19 protein-coding genes are annotated in these 20,324 nt (G+C 40.4%); 6 read left to right on the forward strand and 13 right to left on the reverse strand.

Going from position 1 to position 20,324, the window contains the following annotated elements; all coding sequences use genetic code 11:
• Nucleotides 1-227: 227 nt before the first annotated feature.
• Nucleotides 228-1,868 carry an acyl-CoA synthetase gene (locus FTV17_RS06285; protein WP_179998616.1) on the forward strand — a complete coding sequence of 547 codons (1,641 nt, stop codon included), beginning with the start codon at nt 228-230 and terminating at the stop codon, nt 1,866-1,868.
• Nucleotides 1,869-1,925: 57 nt separating this feature from the next.
• Here the strand turns inward: FTV17_RS06285 and yjgA are convergent, their stop codons facing one another.
• The 9 genes from yjgA to mazG form a co-directional block, all read right to left on the reverse strand.
• Nucleotides 1,926-2,459: a ribosome biogenesis factor YjgA gene (yjgA, locus tag FTV17_RS06290; protein ID WP_035265351.1), complete on the reverse strand. Its 534-nt coding sequence runs from the start codon at nt 2,457-2,459 to the stop codon at nt 1,926-1,928.
• A 2-nt stretch (nt 2,460-2,461) separates the two neighbouring features.
• Nucleotides 2,462-2,731 carry an HPr family phosphocarrier protein gene (locus tag FTV17_RS06295; RefSeq protein ID WP_035265349.1) on the reverse strand — a complete coding sequence of 90 codons (270 nt, stop codon included), beginning with the start codon at nt 2,729-2,731 and terminating at the stop codon, nt 2,462-2,464.
• Nucleotides 2,728-3,579 (reverse strand): RNase adapter RapZ, encoded by an 852-nt coding sequence (gene rapZ, locus FTV17_RS06300; protein WP_035265345.1) that lies wholly within the window; start codon nt 3,577-3,579, stop codon nt 2,728-2,730. The genes FTV17_RS06295 and rapZ overlap by 4 nt, the downstream gene beginning before the upstream one ends.
• A gap of 39 nt (nt 3,580-3,618) precedes the next feature.
• A complete protein-coding gene (panC, locus tag FTV17_RS06305) occupies nt 3,619-4,458 on the reverse strand; it encodes a pantoate--beta-alanine ligase (protein WP_179998617.1) in 840 nt (279 codons plus the stop codon).
• A gap of 2 nt (nt 4,459-4,460) precedes the next feature.
• Nucleotides 4,461-5,270, reverse strand: a complete 810-nt coding sequence (gene panB / locus FTV17_RS06310) for a 3-methyl-2-oxobutanoate hydroxymethyltransferase (protein WP_179998618.1) — start codon at nt 5,268-5,270, stop codon at nt 4,461-4,463.
• 40 nt (nt 5,271-5,310) lie between these two features.
• The gene (gene folK, locus FTV17_RS06315; protein WP_035265339.1) at nt 5,311-5,799 is read right to left on the reverse strand and encodes a 2-amino-4-hydroxy-6-hydroxymethyldihydropteridine diphosphokinase; all 489 of its coding nucleotides are present in this window, start codon (nt 5,797-5,799) and stop codon (nt 5,311-5,313) included.
• The gene (pcnB, locus tag FTV17_RS06320) at nt 5,796-7,253 is read right to left on the reverse strand and encodes a polynucleotide adenylyltransferase PcnB (RefSeq protein ID WP_179998619.1); all 1,458 of its coding nucleotides are present in this window, start codon (nt 7,251-7,253) and stop codon (nt 5,796-5,798) included. The genes folK and pcnB overlap by 4 nt, the downstream gene beginning before the upstream one ends.
• 154 nt (nt 7,254-7,407) lie before the next feature.
• Nucleotides 7,408-7,821, reverse strand: coding sequence for a helix-hairpin-helix domain-containing protein (locus FTV17_RS06325; RefSeq protein WP_179998620.1), 414 nt, complete (start codon nt 7,819-7,821; stop codon nt 7,408-7,410).
• Nucleotides 7,814-8,608, reverse strand: a complete 795-nt coding sequence (gene mazG / locus FTV17_RS06330; protein WP_179998621.1) for a nucleoside triphosphate pyrophosphohydrolase — start codon at nt 8,606-8,608, stop codon at nt 7,814-7,816. Before mazG ends, FTV17_RS06325 begins: the two co-directional genes overlap by 8 nt.
• Before the next feature lie 107 nt (nt 8,609-8,715).
• Here mazG and FTV17_RS06335 point away from each other — a divergent pair, with 107 nt between their 5' ends.
• Nucleotides 8,716-9,492, forward strand: a complete 777-nt coding sequence (locus FTV17_RS06335; protein WP_179998622.1) for an SDR family oxidoreductase — start codon at nt 8,716-8,718, stop codon at nt 9,490-9,492.
• A gap of 79 nt (nt 9,493-9,571) precedes the next feature.
• Complete coding sequence (locus tag FTV17_RS06340) at nt 9,572-10,003, forward strand: hypothetical protein (RefSeq protein ID WP_092768319.1); 432 nt, start codon at nt 9,572-9,574, stop codon at nt 10,001-10,003.
• A gap of 54 nt (nt 10,004-10,057) precedes the next feature.
• Here the strand turns inward: FTV17_RS06340 and FTV17_RS06345 are convergent, their stop codons facing one another.
• The 4 genes from FTV17_RS06345 to cysM are packed head-to-tail and all read right to left on the reverse strand — an operon-like array spanning nt 10,058 to nt 15,553.
• Nucleotides 10,058-12,364: a bifunctional (p)ppGpp synthetase/guanosine-3',5'-bis(diphosphate) 3'-pyrophosphohydrolase gene (locus FTV17_RS06345; protein ID WP_179998623.1), complete on the reverse strand. Its 2,307-nt coding sequence runs from the start codon at nt 12,362-12,364 to the stop codon at nt 10,058-10,060.
• A 53-nt stretch (nt 12,365-12,417) separates the two neighbouring features.
• Nucleotides 12,418-13,785: a 23S rRNA (uracil(1939)-C(5))-methyltransferase RlmD gene (rlmD, locus tag FTV17_RS06350; protein ID WP_179998624.1), complete on the reverse strand. Its 1,368-nt coding sequence runs from the start codon at nt 13,783-13,785 to the stop codon at nt 12,418-12,420.
• Nucleotides 13,786-13,794: 9 nt separating this feature from the next.
• Complete coding sequence (locus FTV17_RS06355) at nt 13,795-14,616, reverse strand: 3'-5' exonuclease (protein ID WP_179998625.1); 822 nt, start codon at nt 14,614-14,616, stop codon at nt 13,795-13,797.
• A 16-nt stretch (nt 14,617-14,632) separates the two neighbouring features.
• The gene (gene cysM, locus FTV17_RS06360; protein WP_179998626.1) at nt 14,633-15,553 is read right to left on the reverse strand and encodes a cysteine synthase CysM; all 921 of its coding nucleotides are present in this window, start codon (nt 15,551-15,553) and stop codon (nt 14,633-14,635) included.
• 151 nt (nt 15,554-15,704) lie between these two features.
• Between cysM and FTV17_RS06365 the strand changes: the two genes are divergently transcribed.
• The 3 genes from FTV17_RS06365 to FTV17_RS06375 all read left to right on the forward strand — a co-directional run bounded on the left by FTV17_RS06365 (nt 15,705) and on the right by FTV17_RS06375 (nt 20,320).
• Nucleotides 15,705-18,509: an ATP-binding protein gene (locus FTV17_RS06365; RefSeq protein WP_179998627.1), complete on the forward strand. Its 2,805-nt coding sequence runs from the start codon at nt 15,705-15,707 to the stop codon at nt 18,507-18,509.
• A gap of 110 nt (nt 18,510-18,619) precedes the next feature.
• Nucleotides 18,620-19,408 (forward strand): crotonase/enoyl-CoA hydratase family protein, encoded by a 789-nt coding sequence (locus FTV17_RS06370; protein WP_179998628.1) that lies wholly within the window; start codon nt 18,620-18,622, stop codon nt 19,406-19,408.
• A 39-nt stretch (nt 19,409-19,447) separates the two neighbouring features.
• Nucleotides 19,448-20,320: an NAD(P)-dependent oxidoreductase gene (locus tag FTV17_RS06375; RefSeq protein WP_179998629.1), complete on the forward strand. Its 873-nt coding sequence runs from the start codon at nt 19,448-19,450 to the stop codon at nt 20,318-20,320.
• Nucleotides 20,321-20,324 lie beyond the last annotated feature (4 nt).

Genomic DNA, 20,324 nt, shown 5'->3' on the forward strand with positions numbered 1-20,324 from the left:
ACTTAAAATCTGTTTAAAATTTACCCTATTTCTCGATCAATTACATTATTCAGCACAAATAAATATCACCAACTTCACGAATAAATCGCAATAAAATGAAGTTAAAAAATATGAATTTTCTCCTAATTGACAAAATGTCACGTTTGCTAGACTAAAGGATAAATGTATTCTGTTTATTTTTTGCTTATCTTTTACTCAGGATTATAAAAATGAAGATGGATACTAAAATGAATTTAAGTCCGTATGACGAACTACCTAGAACGCCAGCAAATTTTGTTGCCCTTTCTCCACTCAGATATTTAGAGCGTGCGGCCTACATCTACCCTCAGCAAGATGCAATTATTCATGGTACACGCCGGATTAGCTGGAAAGAAAAGTACAAACGTTGCCGTCAATTTGCCGATCAGCTGCAAAAGCTTGGTATTCAAAAAAATGATACTGTGTCGGTATTACTTCCAAATATTCCAGCCATGATCGAAGCACACTTTGCAGTACCCATGGCAGGTGCTGTACTCAATACATTAAACACGCGCCTAGATGCAAAAACACTCGCATTTATGCTTGAACATGCTGAATCAAAAGTACTTTTAGTTGACCCTGAATTCTCAGAATTAGCACAGGAAGCTTTAGCACAAGTTCCTCAAGACATTTATGTTATCGATGTTGCAGATACTGAATATGAATTCAATGATCAAGCGCCCCGTATTGGAAAAATTGAGTATGAATCTTGGCTTTCACAAGGTAATCCTGAGTTTGAGTGGCAATTACCACAGGATGAATGGGATGCCATCAGCTTAAACTACACCTCAGGCACAACTGGGAATCCAAAAGGTGTGGTCTATCATCATCGTGGGGCTTATATTAATGCAGCAAGTAATATCATTGCTTGTGGTATGACACCCCGTGCCACCTATTTATGGACTTTGCCTCTGTTCCATTGTAATGGATGGTGTTTCGCTTGGACCATGGCCGCCAACGGTGGCACAAATGTTTGTCTTCGAAAAGTTGATCCAGCACAGATCTATCAATTGATCGCGGATCATCAAGTCGATTACTTCTGTGGTGCACCAATTGTATTGTCCATGTTGATCAACACACCAAAAGAGCAACAACGCGAAATTAATCATCGAGTTGAAGTGATGGTTGCTGGTGCAGCGCCACCAGCTGCCATTATTGAAGGTATGCGAAATTTAGGAATGAATGTTACCCACGTCTATGGTCTCACTGAAACCTATGGACCATCAGCGCTATGTGCTTCGCAAGCAGGCTGGAGTGATTTAAGCATCCAAGAACAAGCTCAACTACATTCACGTCAAGGTGTACCTTATCCACTTCAAGATGGGATGAAAGTACTAGATCCTGAAACGATGCTGCCTGTACCGAATGATGGTCAGACCATGGGGGAAATTATGTTCCGTGGCAACATTGTCATGAAAGGGTACTTGAAGAATCCTGAAGCCACCGCTGAAGCATTTGCTGGTGGATGGTTCCATACTGGCGATCTTGCCGTATGCCAGCCTGATGGTTATGCCAAAATCACAGATCGCTCGAAAGATGTGATTATTTCTGGTGGTGAAAATATTTCTTCACTTGAAGTGGAAGAAGTACTTTATCAACACCCTGCCGTGCTGACAGCTGCAGTTGTTGCAAAACCTGATCCACGTTGGCAAGAAGTTCCGTGCGCATTTATTGAATTGAAGCAAGGGCAACAAGCTACACCTGAAGAAATCATTGAATACTGCAAACAACATCTTGCTCGATTCAAGGTACCTAAAGACGTAGTGATTACTGAAATTCCTAAAACTTCAACAGGTAAACTGCAAAAGTTTGTATTACGAGATTGGGCAAAAGACCGTGCTGCACTCTAAATATTAAGCATCTAAGAAATAAAAAAGGTCTGAAACATCAGACCTTTTTTATGACCATTAACGATCAGAGATAAGTGCAACTTGCTGAACGTAATTCAGCAAATTTAACTTAGATTGTGCAACAGCATCCTCACCTAAGTTTTTTTGAATATCACGTTCAATACGAAGTAAATGCTGACGTATTGCATGATGCTCTGCAGCATTGTAAGTCTTCATAAATTCTTTAATGACAGGCTCACCTTGTGCAATCATACGGTCGACCCAGCGGTGCAATTGCGCTGTCTTTTTCGCCCCTTGTTGAGGTGTCAAATAAGATAAGATCATGCTCTCGTCTTCATTGCGTAATAATTTACCAATACGCAAAAATTGACGACGACGAGCCTCACCTGATGTTATCAATTGAACATCCAAAAGAGCTTCAATTAAGCGCTCTTCCACAGGAAGACTTTCAATCTTTTTTTTGGGTAACTCAGCAAGTTGAGCCCCTAAAGCAGCCATACGTTGTACAGCTTTCTTCTGTTCAGTTTTACTTGCACGCCCTTCTAAAGACTCAAAATCATCTTCAGTAAAACGTTGCGATCGACGTGCCACGATTATTCAGCCTCGTAAAATTTTGCTGCGAATAGTGCTTGAACCTCAGACAAAGCTTTTTCTTCATCTGCCCCTTCAATCACTAGTCTTAATGTAGTTCCTTTGCCTGCACCGAGCATGAGCAAAGACATAATATTTTTGGCATCGACTAATTTATCGCCCTTACCAATTTTAATCGAACTTCGAAATTTGGTAGTGACCTCAATGAGCTTGCCTGACGCACGCGCATGTAATCCTAATTTGTTAATTACGTCAACAGTTGTGTCAATCATGACCAGTGCTTCATTTCTCTATGCAAGACCTGAATAGACCATTGTGCCTCAAGCGCCTTTTTGAGTCTATCCACAATAAATACAGAGCGGTGCTGACCACCTGTACATCCAATCGAAACCGTAATGTAATGGCGATGCCCTTCTGCAAAGGCAGGCAACCACTTCTCTAAAAATTGCTTTAAATCCTCAAACATCATATTCACTTGGTCAAATGATGTCAGGAATTTTTCAATGGGCTCATCTAAGCCCGAATATTTTCTAAGCTCTAAATCCCAATGTGGATTGGGTAAATGCCGCACATCAAAAATAAAATCAGCATCCAACGGAATACCATGCTTATATCCAAAAGACTGTAAAATAACAATTAAGTTATCTACCTGGCCTAAGCGGGATAATAATGTATCTTTAAGATCATGGACACTTTTATCTGATGTATCAATCTGTACAGTTGCTCTTAATTGAATCGGCAACAGTAATTGTTTCTCTTCCTGAATGCACTCATTCAGACTTTTAAAACGATTCGCCAGTGGATGAGGTCGACGCGAGGCACTAAAACGAGCAATTAATTCTTGATCTTTGGTGGTGAGATAAATCACCTCGACCTCACCATGTTTTTCCAGTTGCTGATAAACTTGCTCAAATTCTTGCAAATCAGCGCGCGTACTCCGAACATCAACCCCTAAAGCCAATTGTTCTAAATTATTTTCTTGATCTAACTTTCCAACGATCTCAGGAAGTAATGCTAGCGGCAAATTATCGATACAGTAATAACCTAAATCTTCGAGAACCTGCAATGCAGATGACTTCCCTGAACCGGATTGCCCTGTAACAATAAGAATTCGCTTCATGCACCACACCTGACGATCATCATCGAGTTTAATCCTGTTTTAATGACTGATTTGTAAATTGTCGATCAAACGTGTCGAACCAATTTTCGCAGCAACAAATAACACAATATCTTGGTCAAATTGCTCTACTGCCTGCAACATTGGATTACGTGCTTCAACATAATCCACGACAAAGCCAGCATCACTTAAAGTTGATTTTATCTCAGCAAGAACCTCTGTAAGCGCTTGACCTTGTTTTAAATTTGTTTCAGCAGTTTTTAAAGATTGATAAATGACTGGTGCAATTTGACGATGTTCAGCCGAAAGATAACCATTACGTGAACTTAATGCCAAGCCATCTTCAGCACGTGCAATTGGCACACCAATAATTTCAATCGGCATGTTCAAGTCACGTACCATCGTCTTAATCACAGCCAACTGCTGGTAGTCTTTTTGACCAAAAAATGCAAAATGTGGTTGTACGATATTAAATAATTTTGTTACCACTACCGCAACACCATCAAAGTGACCCGGACGTTGAGCACCACATAAATCATTGGTAATTTGACCGACACTAATGTTTGTTAAGCGAGGTTGACTGCCATACATTTGCTCAACTGAAGGTGCAAAAATAATGTCACAACCCTCTTCAGCCAACAATTGACTGTCTTGATCAAGTGTGCGTGGGTAACTGTCATAATCTTCATTTGGGCCAAATTGAATCGGATTCACAAAAATACTGACCACAACCACATCACATAATTTACGTGCTTCACGTACTAAATTTAAGTGACCTTGATGTAGATTCCCCATGGTCGGGACAAAACCAATAGTCTTTCGTGCTTGACGAGCAGCATGAAGTGATGCGGTTAAACCATGGATTGTTGTTTCAGTTTTCATGATTAAAGCTCAACTTGGAACGTATGTTCTTTAGCAGGGAAAGATTGATCTAGTACAGCAGCATGATACGATTTGATTGCATCAAGAATGGCCGTTTCACCAGACTGTTCTTTCATAAAATTACGTACAAAACGTGCAACACGACCGAAGTTTAATCCCAGCATATCTTGAACAACCAGAACTTGCCCATCGGTTTGTGCCCCAGCACCAATACCAATCACAGGTACATGCGGAAATAATTCTGTAATTTCTTGACCCAATTGTGCAGGTACACACTCTAGCAATAACACTGCTGCCCCAGCCTCAACAACAGCTTTACAATCAGCAATCAGTTGATCCGCAGCTTCACGCGTTTTGGCTTGTAATTTATAGCCACCAAATACATGAACGGATTGTGGCGTTAATCCAAGATGGACACACACTGGAATACCATTGCGAGTCAACACTTCTACCGTTTCAGCAAGCCAAGCACCACCTTCAAGCTTGACCATTTGTGCGCCAGCTTGCATCACTTTTTTCGAGTTTACTAATGCATCATTGAGTGTGGCATAACTCATAAAAGGAAGATCAGTTAGGATGAAAGCATGGTTATTTCCACGACGTACAACTGAGGTGTGATAGACCATATCTTCCACATTCACAGGCAACGTTGAATCATGGCCCTGAATGGTCATCCCAAGCGAATCACCAATTAAAATGGTATCTATTTCAGCAATTTCCATTGCCTTCGCCATACTGGCGTCATAACAAGTCAGACAAGAAAATTTTCGACCTTGCTGTTTGAATTGTCTTAAATCGCTCAGACTGATCATAAGATGTCCTCTAACACAGTTCCTTAGAACATTTTAAAGTTTAAATATTGATCCAAGATGAATCTGCTAAAACATCCAATTGGCTGTGTTTTGCAATATTCGTTTCTCGAATTTTCTGTCCATGAATTTCTAATTCGACATCCAGATCTAATAACGGCAGTATGACAAAATCTCGCTCAAATATCCCGATATGCGGAACAGTTAAGCGATCATTTTGAATCGTTTGATCACCATATAACAATAGATCTAAATCGAGTGTGCGTTCACCCCAACGACGTAAACGCACCCGCCCTGCTTCATTTTCTATTTTTTGTAATTCATCTAATAATTCAAGCGCCGTTAGACTCGTATCTAAACGAACGACCGCATTGTGGTAATGTGGTTGGTCTTGAGGACCCATAGGTGGACTATGATAAAGCCTTGATGCTTTCACCACACCCAGCATTGCCAGTTTCGTATAGGCTTCTGCCATCAACTGCTGAGAATCACCTAAATTACTTCCCAGTCCAATATATGTTCGTACTGTCATTGGATAGGACCAAACACCACTGTATTTAAATCGCGTTTGACACGTTTACGCTTCAAAATAGGATGATCAGCTGCAATACCATTATCCAAAGCGATACTCGCATTTTGCTCTGTTCTTCGCTCATTCGCTGAAGCGGCCTTACGACTGCGACGGCTACGTAACTCCGTTTCTTTAACTAGCGGTTCAATCTGCTGAGGCTTTGTTTCCACAACATCTTCGGTCACGGCAACTTTACGTCGTGATTTAGTCCTTTGACGATTGTACTGCGCAATTACACGCTCTTTTTCGTCCAAAGACATCATCTGATAAGCATCCCACCATTGACCCATGCCATTGGTCGTCTGATCTCCAGACTTTTCACGCAGCAACATAAAGTCAAAACCTGCTCTAAAACGAGCATGACCTGAGAGTGCTTCAATTTGCTGAGGTTTTGGGTTCAACAAACGAGTTTGCATTTCCCAAACTTCACGAATAAAGGTTTCTGCAAAGCGCGGGATAATCGTGCGTGTCGCTTGGCGCTTCAGTACATCTAAGCCAGCTTGAGCACGTGCTTCAGCTGCCACAACACCTTTGTGCATATAAAAATCACAACGCTCAAGGAACGGTCTCCACAACAATACCGCATAGAAAAATGCAGGGTTGATCGTTTTACCAATTTGAATTCGCTGATCTGTATTTTTCGCTGCACGTTCAATAAATGCATCAATATGAGGAGGAATATCTGCAAATAATTGCTTCCAGATTCCAAACTCAATCAACATTGGGAGCACACGATTCAAATGCCCCATTGTGAATAACTTTTGAGATTCATCATATAAACGATGCGGTGATACATCACGTAAAAGCAAGGTTGCTTCAGGTGTAAATACATCTAAAATTGCAGGATCAATTTTAAAGTTAAGTTTTGCGGCAAATCTCAGTGTTCGTAACATACGAACTGGATCTTCTTCAAAACGTAACTTTGGATCACCCAATAAACGCAATGTTTTTGTTTTTATATCATCTATAGCGTTACAGAAATCAAGAACGATACCCTTACGCGGTTGGTAATACATCGCATTGATTGAGAAATCTCGACGAGCAAAATCTTCTTCAATTGAGCCCCAATTATTATCTCTTAGAATCATCCCTGCAGCAGAAGTCACTGCTTTTTTAGGGGGAGCTCGGAAAGTGGCTACTTCAATTAATTCACGACCAGAGTAAACATGAGCCAACTCAAAACGACGACCAATAATTCGGCAACGACGACCAAATACTTCTTTGATTTGTGAAGGTGTCGCATTGGTTACAGCATCGAAATCTTTAGGTGCAAGTCCAAGCATCAAATCACGGACACCACCACCGACGATATAAGCTTCATAGCCGGCTTTGGTTAAAGAATCAATAACATCTAAAATGGAAGAAGGTAATTGTGCAGTGGATAAACCGCACTTTGACGCGTGCAAAGTTTGCAAAAGACGCTGTCTCCTACGTCAGAACGTAAAATCATAATTGTGCTAATCATAGCTCTAACACAATCAAAGGGCAATTTTATTCTCCAAGATTCACCGTCAAAATTGATTAAATTTCAACACCCCTTAGCGCCATTTGATCTCTATAAAAACACCATTAGAGGGCTAACTGGTTGCGATTCTTTTCGATAAACTTTGGTCCTATTCCTTTCACATTTTGAAGTTCATCTATTGACTTAAAACTGCCATGCTTTTGCCGATACTCAATAATTGCAGCAGCTTTCTTCTCACCCACACCTTTAATCATTTGTAATTCAACCATTGAAGCCGTATTAAGACGAACTTTGGCTGATTGCCCGACACCACCACCTGTTGCTTGCTTTGATGATGTATTTCCGGCTGGTCGAGATAAATAATGGTTCTCACTTTGTCGGTTAAGTCGTTGATCATGTGCTTCTTGCTCTGCTTTCCATTTTAAGTAAGATTGATCAAACTGTTGTGCATATGCCGAACTGATTAAACTCACACATGCAGTAAATATCAGAAGAAGAAAAGAAATGATGCTATTCATGTTGAACCTGAATTTTATTGTTATGTTGCTTTAGATACACTTTTGCTTGATCCCACAATTGGTCCATTTCTTTGAGACTCATATTTTCAATGGGTGTATTTCTATTTTTTGCCTGCAACTCAATGTATGAAAAACGTTGTTTAAATTTGTGGATGGTTCCAAGTAGAGCCATCTCACTTGAAATGCCGATTTTACGTCCAATATTGATTAAAGAAAATAAACAATCTCCAAACTCTTCTTGTATTTCGTCGGAATTTTGATGGTTGAGGGCTTCTCTTAATTCAGATAACTCTTCATCTAACTTTTCATACGCCTGCTCAACATTTTCGAAATCAAATCCAATCTGAGCTACATTTTTTTGAATTTGCTCGGCTTGAGCTAAGGCAGGACCCGCTTTAATTTCATCTAAACGTGATTTAGTTTTGTCTTTGTTCTCTTCAGCCTTAATTTTTTGCCAAAGTTCACTCACCTGCTGTTCATTCAGTTGTTCAAATTGAGCTGATTGAAAGACATGAGGATGTCTTCGAATCAACTTGTCGCACAGAGTTTCCACCACATCATGAAAATTAAATGCTCCTTGCTCACTATACATTTGCGATTGAAATACAACTTGCAGCAGAAGATCTCCCAATTCCTCTTTTACATGCGCTGTATTTTGTGATCGAACTGCTTCTTCCACCTCATAAGCCTCTTCAATCGCATAGCGAGTCAAGCTTTCAGGCGTTTGTTTTTGATCCCATGGACATTTCGCACGAAGCTCTTGCATGATATTTAAAAGTTTTTCCATGAAAGTTGATCTCTAGTGAATGATGAGTTTAAAGATATTGTTGATTTAATGAACAATCTTATGCTCAACTAGGAACATAAAATGATGTAAAACAACAAGGATTTTCGATGACATCTAGCATTTTTATCAGTGGCGCAGCACAAGGGATTGGCGCAGCTACCGCAAAACTATTCTATCAGCAAGGTTATAAAGTCGGTATTTATGACATCAATCTCGAACAAGCTGAACAATTGGCTCAATCTTTAGGGCCAAATGCTAAAGCGGGTTTGCTAGATGTTTCCCAATACGACCAATGGCAAAGTGCTTTAACTGAGTTCAACGAATGGGCTGGTGAAATAAATATATTATTAAATAATGCTGGCATCTTATATTCAGGGGCATTCGAAAATACAGATATCTCATCGCATCATCGAACATTTAATATCAATGTTAACGGCGTTCTCAATGGCTGTCATGCTGCGCTCCCTTTCTTAAAACAGGCCTCCCACGCACGTATCATCAATATGTCCTCTGCTTCTGCTATCTATGGTCAAGCTGATTTGGTGTCCTATTCAGCAAGTAAATTTGCTGTTCGCGGCATTACAGAAGGTCTTGATGTTGAATGGCAAAAATATGGAATACGCGTATTAGACATCATGCCATTATTTGTTCAGACTGCCATGGTAAAAGGCATGGATGCGGGTACGATTCAAAATATGGGAGTCAGTCTCAGCGCCCAAGACGTTGCTCAGGAAATTTACCGTGTCGCACGTTTAAAAAACCATCACTTAACCGTGACTCACCATACTGTTGGCATCAAAACTGAACTGATGTATCACCTGTCAAGATTCAGTCCCCAATTGATCAACAGAGTGACAAATTTATTATTAAGTAAAAATAAATGACAAATTGGTCACATTTGTGTAATATTCTCTCGCCCCAACAGGGGCATTTATAATAATGCGTTACAAATGAGAATATATAATGAAAAAAATTTTAACTTTAGCTATCGCTACTGCTTTAACAACGACTCTTGCTCAAGCTGCGGGTGAACTACCAACGAAACAACACTCAACTGCTGAACTCAAGGCAATGGATTGTGCAACACTAGCTGTTGAAAAAGCCAATGCTAAGCGTAACTTAGAAAATGCTGATAAAAATATTGCAGCTGCTGCAACCCAAACGCCAGCTAAATCATTGAGCAAATGGGCGGGTATGGCAGGTAATGCATTATCTACTTTCGGTGGCAACTCAGAAAAAGCAACAAAAATGGGGCAAGTTGCAAACTCTGTAGCGGGTGAAAGCGATACTTCTGATGCTGCAAATATTCCATTACAGCAACAGATCAAAGCTGCATCGCAAGCAAACATCGATAATATTGGAATCTATCAAGGTTCTAAAAAATGCAAAATCTGATTTAACGCTATTTGAGTGATCAGTCATAAAAAAGCCTGCTAAAGCAGGCTTTTTTTAATTTCCTTGAACCAAACGTCTTGCGCTAATGATGCCTGGTTGCTGTTCCAATCGAGCCAACAAACGTGACAATTGAGCCAACCCTTTGACCTCAATCAATAGTTTCATATTGGCAATACCATCCGCTTCCGAAATAGTATTCACTTGGCGAATATTAATCTGATCTGCAAAAATCACTTGGGTTAGATCTTTCAGCAGTCCTCGACGATCATAAGCCTCAACCACAATTTGGACACTCTGTCCTCTTGTCGGTTGCATTTCCCAATCTGCTTCAACAGCGCGTTCAGGTTCTTGGCTGATCATACGCACATAATCCGGACAAGCCACCTTATGGATACTCACCCCACGATTGAGTGTGATATATCCAGCAATCGACTCACCATGAACAGGCTGACAACATTGTGCAATATGTAGTTCAACATTATCCAAACCGTCAATCAGAATCCCATGCGCTGATAGTGTATGACTCGCCCGTGGATTTAATGCTGGCTTCAGCACTAACTCAGGCTCATCTTGATCCAAGTGCATATGACGATTGACTTGATTGATCAATGCATGAAGACTGATATCTCCACTCACCAAGGATACAAGAATGTCCTCACCTGTTTTAACGTTAAAGTGAGCACAATAATCACTCAAATCAATACTTTTGGGGTGAATTGCAAGACGTGATAATTCCTTGGTGAGAATCTCTCGACCGACTTCTAAGTTCTTACTACGGTCTTGCTGTCTGAACCAATGGCGTAACTTGTCTCTTGCTCTCGCAGTCTTAATATAACCTAAAGAGTTCACCAACCAATCACGATTTGGCTCACGATCTTTCTTGGTCAGAATCTCGACTTGTTCACCCGTTTTTAACGTATAAGTCAGTGGCACATAACGTTGGTTCACACGTGCTGCATAACACTTGTTACCAACCTCAGTATGCACATGATATGCAAAATCTAAAACGGTTGAATTACGCGGTAATTCTTTAATGTCACCATCACGACTAAAAACATAAATTTTTTCAAAATCTTCAAAATCTTGAAGCTGATTGAAATTTTCAGTTTCGTCTTCATTCGGATGCGCACCTGCTTCATTTCGCTCTTGATAATGCTCAAGCACCGAACGTAAAGAGTGCAAACGATGATTAAATGAATAATCTGTAGTTTTCGCACCTTCTTTATAATTGAAATGAGAACAAACGCCTAACTCAGCTTCTTCATGCATTTCAGTGGTTCTGATTTGTATCTCTAAAGATTTATTTTCAGCAATCACTGCAGTATGTAAAGAGCGATAACCATTGGCTTTCGGGTTAGTGATGTAATCATCAAATTGATGGGGAATATGACGCCAGATTTGGTGTACGATCCCCAAAGCGTGATAACACTCAGATACATTTTGAACTAATACACGAACAGCTCGAATGTCATATAGCTGATCGAAACTTAAGTTCTTGCTTTTCATTTTTCGATAAATCGAATAAATGTGTTTCACACGCCCTGAGATTTCAGCCTCAATGCCATGCTTCAGCAACTCACTTTTCAGTTTATCGACCACGAATTGAATATATTGTTCACGCTCTAAGCGTTTTTCATTGAGCAAAGATGCAATTTCTTTATAGCGCTCTGGTGCTAAATAACGAAACGCAAGATCTTCAAGCTCCCATTTTAACTGCGCGATACCAAGACGATGCGCCAAGGGTGAGTAAATGGTTAAAATTTCTCGTGCGACACGCTCTTGACGCTCTTTTGGAGAGTTTGCCAACTCACGCAAAGCCAGCGTACGCTCAGCCAACTTGATTAATACAACGCGAACATCCTCTGTTACTGAGATCAACATCTTGTAAATCCCAGTTAAATGTTCACGCTGATTATTATTGAAGTGATCTTCTAAACGTTTATTTTTTTCGATCAGCTCTGACAACTTACCCATTGCCAAAGTGCCTTTCACCAAATTGTAGACACTTTCACCAAAGCTTTTACGAATCTCCTCAAGCGACGTCATGCCCTCACGCACACTACGATAAAGCATCGCTGCTGACAAAGTATCTTCATCAACATGTAGGTGAGCCAAAATATCTGCCATACCTAAGCCAGTCGCGAAGGTATTGGTTTTATGATGGTGATCAGAAGTCAGTTCTTTTTTTAAAACACTAAGAGCGACTTCTTCTAATTTTTTAAGTTCTGCACCGTCTAAAATAATCCGCGCACGGTCTAGCCAAGTTGCTAAACCAAGTTGCGCTTCAGCGGCATGTTCTACAGTCGTTTCCTCAGACAACTCAGTCAGTCGTCCAGGTAACTGCTCACGTACTGTGACCATACCCTTCTCCTTTTTTAAATCTAATCTTCATTTTATTAAATCAACACTTAGCACTAGCTTTTTTCAAATAAAGCAATAGATTCAACATGGCCTGTATGACTGAACATATCCATCACACCAGCTTTCTTCAACTGATAACCATGTTGTACTAAAATCCCTGTATCACGTGCTAATGTAGCAGGATTACAGGAAACATAGACGATTTTTTTTGCACCAAAATTTGGCACATAGTGCATAATTTCTTCAGCTCCAGCGCGTGGTGGGTCTATTAAGAGTGCATCGAACCCTTGATTTGCCCAAGAATGTTGCGAAAAATCTTGCGTTAAATCCTGAGCATAAAATTTTACGTTTGTGATGCCGTTTTTCAGTGCATTTTCTGTCCCACGCATCACCATTTCCTCACTTCCCTCCACCGCGACGACCTCACCCCGTGTTACAGAACGTGCAAGTGGCAATGAAAAATTCCCTAGACCACAGAATAAATCAAGAACACGCTCATTTCCGCTCAGGTCAAGCAATTCACATGCCAGCTTAACCATTTGTGGATTAATGGTGGGGTTAACCTGAGTAAAGTCAGTCGGTTTAAAACCAAACGTCACGTTAAAATCAGGTAGTGAGTAATGTAATCGCTCAGATAGGTCACCATCCGCACGATGAACACTACTTACACCAGCTGGTTGTAAATAAAGCTGCCATGATCTTTCTAACGCAAATTCACGCAGTTGGTTGACATCATTTTGCGGTAATTTGTTGGTATGACGTATCAAAAGTGCAACCTCTTGATCTCCTTTCGCCAATTCAATATGACCTATATCTGCTTTTGACTTCAGTTTTTCAAGGAGTACCTTGAGGTGAGGTAACGCAGCATCTAGCTCTGCATCTAAAATTTTGCAGGTTTTAATTTCAGTAAGCTGATTAGATTGAGCCTCACGAAAACCCATGACTAATTTATTTTTTTTAGCAATGTAGCGAACGCCAATACGAGCCTTGTGACGATAATCTTCACGTGTCGAACGCAATGGTTCTAGCCACGACTCTGGAAGAGCACCTGCAAAGTGGGTGAGATGCGACTCTAAAACTGATTGTTTTAAACGAATTTGTTCATCTAATTTTATGTGCTGCATATTACAGCCTCCACATTTTCCAAAATGTGGACAAACTGGCTGTGTACGAATTGGACTCGGCGCCCCAATCAACTGCACACAATCAGCTTCTTCTAATTTTTTTGCCTGATGGGTAATTTGAGCTTCTACTGTTTCTCCTGGCAGTGCAAAACGAATAAAGACCTTTTTACCCAATTTGTCTTGAGGATGTTCCTGTCCTTGAAAATGTGCGATCCCTCGCCCTTCATGTGAAAGTCTCTCAACTGTAAATGTATAACGAGGAAGTTGAGATGAGCGATGTGCGGCACGTTGTTTCAAAGAGATAACCTAATGTTGAGTTGATTTAAAATCCGAAGCGGTGAAGTCAGTTTTTTCAGCAGTTTCTTGCCAAATACGCAAAAATTCTGTTTGCTGGGGTTGACCTTGAAGATAATGAATCGTCGCTTGAATCCAGAGACGATGATCTTCAGGCAAAATCTGTCCTTTTAACAATACATAGCGCAGATAGACTAACCATGTGTTTAAAACATCCCCTTCACAATAACTGGTTAATTCTATCCAATTATTGTTACGAACATATTCAGGGATAAAATAACCTGGTATTCCGCGCTTACCCGGGTAACCGAGCATATAGGCGACATCATCCAGTTTTTGGAAGTGACGCGCATTAAACATTGCCATAAAATCCATCAAATCAATATGACGATGATGGTAACGATTCTGGTAGTTATTATAGCGCTTTTGCGTATCAATTTCGCCTTGATCAAACAGACTTGGCGCAGACAACCCATGATACATTGCTCTATACATAATAACAGGCAGATCAAATTGGGAGCCATTCCAACTGACTAAAGTCGGATTACGTTTATCAAAAATTGATAGAAATTTTTGTAAAATTTCAGGTTCTGAATAATGTTCACGACTGAATGAAAATAATTTCATTCCCGCCTTTTCATCAATCCATAGTCCTGAAATACAGACAATTTCATGTAAAGCAAGTCGCTGAAAGTCAGTGCCCGCTTCTTGACGCCTTAACTTACTCAGCGCTTGTTCAATACTATCTTCTGGTAAATCTAAGCCATATAGATGCGCTCCTGATTTAAGATCGGTCAATGTTTCAATATCAAACACTAAAACAGGTAAGCGCATATAGATTTACTCGAATTTATTGTTCATCTTCTACAGAGAATAAACCCGTAGAGAGATAACGATCACCACGATCACACACGATACATGCAATCACAGCACCAGGATGTTGTTCAGCGATTTTTATTGACGCCCAAACTGCACCACCAGAAGAAGTACCAGCACTAATTCCTTCCTTACGTGCCAATTGACGAGCCATTTTTTCAGCTTCAATTTGTGGAATATCCATAATTTGATCAACACGAGAAGCATCAAAAATCGTCGGTAAATATTCTTGAGGCCAACGGCGAATACCTGCAATATTCGATCCTTCAGATGGCTGTAGACCAATAATTTGAATATCTGGATTTTGTTCTTTGAGGTATTTTGAAATCCCCATGATGGTTCCCGTTGTTCCCATCGAACTTACAAAATGCGTAATTTTACCGCCAGTTTGTTGCCAAATTTCTGGACCAGTTGTCAAATAGTGTGCTTGGACATTGTCTGGATTACCAAACTGATTGAGCACCAAACCTAGACCATCTTTTTCCATTTGCAATGCGATATCACGAGCTTCTTCCATATTTTCGGATTCAATAAGCTCAGCACCATACGCACGCATTGCATCTTTGCGTTCTTGGCTAGAACTTGCAGGCATAATCAATTTCATTTTATAGCCACGCATTGCCGCTACCATGGCTAATGCAATACCTGTGTTACCGCTAGTCGCTTCGATCAGCGTATCACCTGGCTTAATGTCACCACGTTTTTCAGCTTGCATGATCATGTTATATGCTGGGCGATCTTTGACAGAGCCCGCTGGATTATTCCCTTCCAGTTTTGCCAATACAGTCGCTTGAGTATGACTTGCCAGACGCTGTAACCTAACCAATGGGGTTTTACCCACATAGTGGTCTAATAAAAAATCGTCTGATTGAAAATCTACTTGTGTATTACTCATTATTTGCACCCATATTGAGGTGCAGGTATTGTATGAAAAAAAGTATCTCACTGCATCAATTTCAAAGGCTTTTTAATGAGGGTGATTAAAGCACCATCATTTTTTTAAAGCGTGCTAATATGCCCAACATGGGGAATGAGTCACTCTGCACATGTCGAATTTGAATAAAAAAATCTTCAATCGCTTAAAACTAAATCATGCTTATGGGCAATTGATTGCCCTCATTTTTGTACCCATTGCGGTACTGGCAAGCGTTGGTTCTGCACTGGTGCTCACAGAGACTTCTAATTCCGCAAAATCAGAACAACGCTTTGCCGCAAATGCAATTTTAAGTCGTTATAAATACACGACAGAAAACCTACTTATTGCGCTAGAAAAAAACCCCTCACAAGCACAACAAGACCGCGCTAAAAGCATCTTACAAAAGATGTTTAATGAAAAATATTTACTCAGTGTCGCAGTCCTAGACCAACAACAAAAACCTTATTTTGGGTTAGGCTATCGCAATGAAAAACCTTGGCCTAGCTTCCCAACCAATGTACAAACATTTGGTCCGATTAAAGATCAACATAATCATATTTATGGCTTAGCATTAAATACGCCTGATCAAAGTAAAAAATGGCTTGTTATCGAGCTAGATAATCAACCTCTAGCCATCTCTCAATATCGTGTTTTCATTGTACTGATCACGACGGGTTTGTTGACACTTTTACTCTTATTACTGTGCTTGAACTTTTATTCACGACGTTGGATTGCACCTATGTACGAAATACGTATGCAATTACAGCGACTCAATGCAGACACACTCGACCAACACATGGTCATCAATAGTACTGGCGAGTTAAGGTTACTCCAACGTGATATTGCGAATGTCGTGAAGCGTCTACATTTCAGCTTTTTAGAGCTGAAGGAACATACCGAGCAGACCGAAGACGATTTAAGACGTACGCTTGATACACTTGAAGTGCAAAATATTACTTATAAACAAGCACGCGATCAGGCCATCTCATCCAATCAGGCAAAATCTGTTTTTCTTGCCAATATCAGTCATGAGTTGCGTACTCCGCTGAATAGTATCGATGGTTTTATTCACTTGTTATTGCGCCAAGAGAATCTCAGCAATGATCAAAGCCTGTATTTGCAAACGATTCGCAAATCATCAGCACATCTTTTAGCACTGATCAATGACGTCTTGGACTTTTCAAAAATTGATGCCGGTAAACTGGAGTTAGAAACCGCATCATTTGATTTAGAAGAAGCGATCTTCGATGTTATGGACATGTTGTCGCCATTAGCCGCCCAAAAAAATATCGACATGGCCTTCTACTATGCCGATAACATTCCAAAGTATGTGATTGGCGATGCTTTACGTTGTAAACAAATTTTGACTAACCTGATTTCAAATGCCATCAAATTCACTCCTGATGGTGAAATTATTGTACGTGTTCGCATGGAGCATGACGATCTAGAACATTGCCTATTGCATTTCAGTGTTCAAGATAGTGGTATTGGATTAAGTGGTACAGATCGGAAACGGTTATTTGAATCTTTTTCTCAAGGCGATGCTTCCGTCACTCGTCAATTTGGTGGCACAGGTTTAGGCTTAGCAATCTCAAAACAATTGGTTAATCTGATGCATGGCCAAATTGGCTTTGAAGATAACCAAGAACGCGCCCCAACTGAAAAGGGTTCAACATTCTGGTTTACTGCGAAATTTGCGGTTGATGAATATGAAATTATTCATCCGCAATTCCATGACATGCGTGTCATCTCCTATTTAGCCCACCCTGCAACTGCAAATGTTTTACGTCATTATTTAGAAAATTACGGTGTTGAACACACAGAAGCTCAATCCATTCTAGATTTATTCAGCCGTCTGAATGGTTTGACACATCAACCTGAGAATACGTGGTTGATTGTAGATCACAGTGGTGATCCAGAGGCTTTATTAAAAGAGATTCGCGGACGTTATCAAGGTCACTTAGCCGTATATGGCTATCAAATGGCGCTCGACCTCAACATGTTGAATGAATACAAAGCGAGACCACTGTATCAACCTCTGAGCCGTTCATCATTAATTCAGCTTTTGGAAAATCAACCAATATTTGAAGTTGAAACTCATGATAATTTTAAAGCCCTTAATTTACATGTACTTGCAGTAGACGACCATCTACCGAACTTAATCGTTTTAGAAGCTTTGCTCGGCGAAATTAATGTTCAAACGACTAAAGCGCAAAGTGGACAAGAGGCACTACAAATTTTACAACAACAGATTCAAAATGATGAAAAGCCGTTTGATCTGATATTTATGGACATTCAAATGCCAGTGATGTCCGGCATCGATACGACTCGTGCGATCAGGTCACTAGAATCCACCATCGAGGGACGTCACACACCGATCATTGCACTTACAGCACATGCTTTAGCAGATGAGAAACAAAAGTTGCTTAAAGTCGGCATGGATGACTATGTCACCAAACCAATCCAAATGGATCACATTATTCAGATTCTGACCCATTGGAGCAGTGATAAGTTTATTCATCCAATTAAATCCCAAGAAAAAACTTTACGTATCGAAACCTTAGATCATCAGGTTTTAGATTGGAAACAGTGCGTTCAATTGGCAGCGAATAAAGAAGATTTAGCACAAGATTTATTGAAGATGCTGGTGGATAGTTTCCCAAATGAACTTGCTGAAATAGAACAACTCATCGAACTTGAAGATTATCCGCAGCTCGAACATGTACTACACCGTTTATATGGGGCAACACGCTACGTCGGCACTCCGAATTTACAAAGCATCACGGGTGAATTTGAACAGTTCGTTTCAACGCTGCGTAAAGAGCGTAGAAAAGCAGATGAGCAATTTATTGAAAATGTGATGAAACGGTTGGATGAATTAAAACATGCGATTGGACAAGTAAAAGAAGCAGCCGAGTCCATTCTGAATCATTAATAGAAGATCAACACACTATCTTAGGCAATACGTGATGACTCTACTGTCACGACAGTCTATTTTGGACATGTTATGCTTAAAACAAGGAACAATAAACTCGAGTCACAATAATGGCTGTAATACGTGTAGAAAAAAATAATGGAATTGCGACGGTTTTTCTGAATCGTCCCGACAAACGTAACGCGATGAGCTTTCAACTTTTGAAAAAGTTGGTGCAAGTCGCAAAAAAAATTAAATCTGATCGTACTATCCGCTGTGTGATTCTCACTGGTGAAGCCAACGTATTTAGTGCCGGTATTGATTTAACAGACCTGAATAATCCACAAAATCGTGCTTATGCCGCATGGGAACTTATCAAGCCTGGTCAAAGTCTATTTCAAAAAGCTTTTTTAATCTGGCAAGAACTCCCTGTTCCAGTCATTGCAGCTATTGATGGGTATTGCTTCGGTGCAGGTATGCAATTGGCTTTAGCGGCTGATATTCGAATTGCTCACCCCAACACCCAAATGTCGATTATGGAAACCCGTTGGGGCTTAGTTCCAGATATGGGATTAACGCGCTCAATCAAAGGTATTATTGGAGTCGACCTAGCCAAAGAATTATCATTAACAGCTCGTGTATTTGATGGTCAATATGCCAAAGAAATTGGATTGATCACACATGTTGATGACGCGCCGATGCAAAAAGCTCAACAGCTTGCCGACGAAATGTTGCAGCGCTCACCTGATGCCTTAGCTGCAGTCAAACAGGTCTTAGATGCGATGGAACACGCACCCAAAAAATCACTTCGTCTTGAGAAAATTTGGCAACTCAAATTACTCCTTGGCAAAAACAGTCAAATTGCGCGTAAAAAAGATAAAAATCCAGATTTGGAATTTTTACCACGTCAATTTAAATAAATTGGTTTTCAAAACTTAGATCAGGGACTAGCTTCAATAATGATTAACGGTCAAACTAAAATCGCATTCTTAGGTATGGGTTTAATGGGCAGCAGAATGGCGACTCGATTGATACAGGCTGGGTTTTACACTGCTGTTTGGAACCGAAGCCCCAGCGCATGTGAGCCGTTAATCCAGCTTGGGGCACATCCCCTTCAACTCTCTGAGATAGCACAATTTGATCTGATCTTAACTTGTTTAGCCGATGACAATGCGGTAGAGGCTGTTTTTTCTCAAATTGAATCACTGATTCAACCCGAGCAGATTATTGTGGACTTCTCGAGTCTATCTGTGGATAAAACTAAAAATCTTGCACAACGTGCCGCTGCGAAATCAGCGCATTGGATAGATTCTCCTGTGTCAGGCGGAACAGCTGGTGCTGAAAATGGCAGTTTAGTTATTTTTGCTGGAGGACCATCGAGCATCATCGAATCTTTACAACCAATGTATCAAGTTCTTTCACAACGTGTAACCTGTATGGGTAGAACTGGAACAGGACAAGCCACCAAAATTTGTAATCAACTCATCGTTGCTGCAAATAGCACACTCATCGCAGAAGCTGTTGCTTTAGCAGATCAGGCGGGTGTTGATACTCAACTGCTTGCACCCGCCTTAGCAGGTGGATTCGCCGACTCTAAACCTTTTCAAATTTTAACACCACGTATGGCAACGCATGAGTTTGAGCCTGTGCAATGGAAAGTTCAGACGCTGTCTAAAGATTTAAATAACGCCTTGAGTTTGGCTCGACAATTTGACCTTAATATTCCTGTCGCTCAACAAGCCTTAGAACAATTGAAAGCGCATCAATCCAACGGCTTTTCTGAATCAGACCTTGCCTCAGTCATTCTGCAAGTTGAACAAAACAATAAATAGGTCG

Origin of the sequence: Acinetobacter sp. YH12239, assembly GCF_013417635.1 — a bacterium.
Lineage (GTDB): Bacteria > Pseudomonadota > Gammaproteobacteria > Pseudomonadales > Moraxellaceae > Acinetobacter.